Raw genomic sequence first — 3,181 nt, 5'->3', positions numbered from 1 at the left:
TTCTCTTTTTATCCAAATACAAACCGTCTACTGTAGATGGCAGGTTACAAATATCAATAGTTTCTACATCCCTACAAATATCGTCAAAGGAATACATCATAAAATCACTACTTACAAGAGGTTCCTTTGATTTACTAAAGCATTCTTTCTTTTTAATTGAAGGACAATCTTTATCGTGAATCGGACATGGCATTGATATCTCTGATACAGTCTGATAGTACTTAGTGTAACTAGACAAGAACTTATCAAACTTTTCTATATCATCCATCTAATCACCATCTAATTTCTTAAACATCAAGTCCATCTTGATCTCATCAAGGATATCATACGGCTGTCCAAGGTTTCTATAGATTGCTTCCAGATTATTGGAATCTATTGGCATTATATCATACTGATACCCTTCTGCCTTTTGAGTCAAATAGAAGAAGCTCTCATCAATCAAGTCATAGTATTGGGAATATAGTTCAATAGCTTCAATAAAGAAAGGACTATGTGAAGCGATGTAAATGCTTAAGTCAAGCTCTTTTACAAGCAAAACAAGAATCTTTGCAAACTTGATCTGCCATTCAGGGTGAAGATTCACTTCAGGCTCATCCATAATCAGGAATGAATTAGGTTCAAGTTCATTGTTATTTAGTAAGGTTTGGATAATAGCTACCTGCTTCACTCCTGAAGAAGTGTTTTTCATATGGGTCTTGATTCCATTTTCCCTCACAAAGAACAATTCACCGTTTTCCTTCTTAATCTCTCCACCAAGAATTTCTTTTATGAGCTTTTCAACTTCGAGGTCAACATTGTTATTGTCTTCAGTTATTTCCAAAGCGGCTTCCAAGCTTTTAACATGCTCTAAAAAGTAGGTTCCTCCACTTTTATTGTCAAATAGTGAGAAAGAGTCAAAGTAAAATACTTTTGTTATATCCAAATCTCCTTTCTTGTTAAACTCAAAATTCTTAAAGTCAAAAGTGCAAGAAAAGTCATCACCTGAGAAAATGCCAGCATTGTCATTGTAATCCTGAGGACCAGTTATATCAAATTCAGATTTCAGCAATTCCTTTATTGTAGAGTCATTCTCTGATGAAATGGCTCTTAAGAAACAGTATAATAAATTGCTTGTGGTGGATTTTCCTGTACAGTTCTTACCGCCTATGACATTGATTCTCCCTATATCCATATCCGCATGATTGATTGAACCTACATTATTGATTTTAAATTTAAAATTAGACATGTTATCCCCAATATATGATTTTTAATAATAGTATGTTTTTTAAAAATTTAAATCTATTGAAATTTTTTTATAAAATCATATAGGGCGATAAAGGGATAAAAAAATAGTGTTATCGCCTGCATAAGTTTGGTAATTTCTGCAATCTTTGCAATACTGAACTATATGCAGGAGAAGTAGTGGAGAAATCCACTACTCATTAACACTAATTTGTGAATCCCTATATATAAAATTAACTGAAATAAATTAATAAAAAAGAAAAAGAACCATAAATAGTTAATTATTTATAAAAATAACCCTTCTTTTTCTTTTTTTATTTTGCTCTAATTCAAAACCTTTATATACTATCAATACGATAATTTGTTAAATCAATTTTTATACGGTGATATTTATGTCAAGCAAACTTGACAGATTAATAGCATCCTACAACTCTATGGAATGTGAATTCAATATAGACAAATCCATAGAAGTTTGTAAGGAAATACTGAAAATCAATCCGAATCTAATCGAATTCCAGGAAAACCTGGCTTGCGATTATTACAATAAGAAGGAATATGAAAAATCAATCGAACTATTTAACAAATGTATAGAGAACGGGGGAGCAAGAGACGATTCATACATGATGATCGGCCTTGCATATGTGAAACTAAACCATCCAGAAAAAGCTTTGGAAATCATAAAAGAGACCAAAGACAAGGAAAACTACTTATTAAATCATTTTATTTTATTCAAGGAGCTTGAAGAATACGATAAGGCAATCGAATACGGGGACAAGCTGCTTGAATTGAATCCTGAAAACACATTGGCTCTGCATCATATGTCTGACATTTATGAAGAGCTTGATGATGATGAACGCTCCATGTTTTACTTCAATGAAATGACCAATGTGATTCCTGAAATAAAGTCTTTATTGCTTATACGACTATATTCTCTTGGGAAATATGATGAAGTAATAGAGTCCTTTGAAGAGTTAAGGGAAAATGGAGCATTTGAAAAGGATCTTGAATCTGCTCATTTCAATTATATCATAGGAATGTCATATCATGAACTAAACAGGCATTTTGATTCATTGAAATACCTCATCAACTCTGACAGGCTGTATTCTACTGCTGAAAAGAAGACTTCAATAGCTAAAAGTTACATTGAAAATCTAAATTTCGAACTTGCTCATAAATATCTGAATGAGGCATTGAAAATCGATGAAATGGATAAAACATCTCTCTTTTTGATTACTGAAACTTCCTATTATTTAGGAAACTATTATGAAGCAATCGAATATGCAAACAAACTATTGAACAATTATCAATGCGATAAGGCATTCCATGTTCTTGGAGCAATCTATTTCGATTTGGGAGACACTCACAATGCATTTGAATCCCTTAAGGTGGGAACACATGTGATGCTTGAGAATTGGGATTATGATCAAGGCCCATATAAAGAATACATTATGGAAATTGCTAAAAGGCTATCCAAGGCAGGATATGCAGAAAGGGCTGAAAACATCTATAATAAGCTTCAATCAAAACATCCTGACTATTATACAATATACTTAGAACGTGCTAAGCATTATAAAAGAGTTGGAAAAAAAGAACTTGCTGAAAAGGACTTTGAAAAATACAATGAATACATGATGGAAGAAGAAAGAGAATGGAGAGAATTTCTAAAAGAGATAGGGGAAGATGAAGATAAGGAATGAAAATCCTAAATCTCATTCATCTTTACTTTCAAATTGAATAAAAATCCTAAATCTCATTCATCTTTACTTTCAAATCAAATTTAGCGAATTTGGTCTCTTTGAGGAACTTGTCCATATCCTTATCCAGCTTGCGGGCAAGGTTTTCAACAAGCTCTTCAAATTGATCGAAATCCTCCTTGTCCAATGATTCAAGTCCATGAGCCAAGATTGAATTGTTTCTTTTAATGGTTATATTGTTGATGCTATGCCTATTTTCTGCAAAG

The 3,181-nt window shown here is 32.4% G+C and carries 3 protein-coding genes and 1 pseudogene; 1 reads left to right on the top strand and 3 read right to left on the bottom strand.

Annotated elements, in window-relative coordinates; translation table 11 throughout:
• Together Q0409_RS05230 and Q0409_RS05225 are read right to left on the bottom strand one after the other, a co-directional pair.
• Positions 1 to 238: hypothetical protein (locus Q0409_RS05230; RefSeq protein WP_298535815.1), on the bottom strand; the 238-nt coding region annotated here is incomplete at its 3' end.
• Between the two features lie 30 nt (positions 239 to 268).
• On the bottom strand, positions 269 to 1,225 hold the full coding sequence (locus Q0409_RS05225) for an AAA family ATPase (protein WP_298535813.1): 957 nt from the start codon (positions 1,223 to 1,225) through the stop codon (positions 269 to 271).
• A gap of 388 nt (positions 1,226 to 1,613) precedes the next feature.
• On the opposite strand from Q0409_RS05225, the gene Q0409_RS05220 reads away from it, so the two are divergent.
• Positions 1,614 to 2,918 carry a hypothetical protein gene (locus Q0409_RS05220; protein WP_298535812.1) on the top strand — a complete coding sequence of 435 codons (1,305 nt, stop codon included), beginning with the start codon at positions 1,614 to 1,616 and terminating at the stop codon, positions 2,916 to 2,918.
• A 46-nt stretch (positions 2,919 to 2,964) separates the two neighbouring features.
• Here the strand turns inward: Q0409_RS05220 and Q0409_RS05215 are convergent.
• A pseudogene (locus tag Q0409_RS05215) lies at positions 2,965 to 3,181 on the bottom strand (hypothetical protein); the annotation flags it as partial.

It is taken from the genome of uncultured Methanobrevibacter sp. (assembly GCF_937898925.1).
Taxonomy (GTDB): Archaea; Methanobacteriota; Methanobacteria; order Methanobacteriales; family Methanobacteriaceae; genus Methanobrevibacter.
Note: the sequence above shows the minus strand (reverse complement) of the source record. Positions and strands in the feature narration are given on the sequence as shown.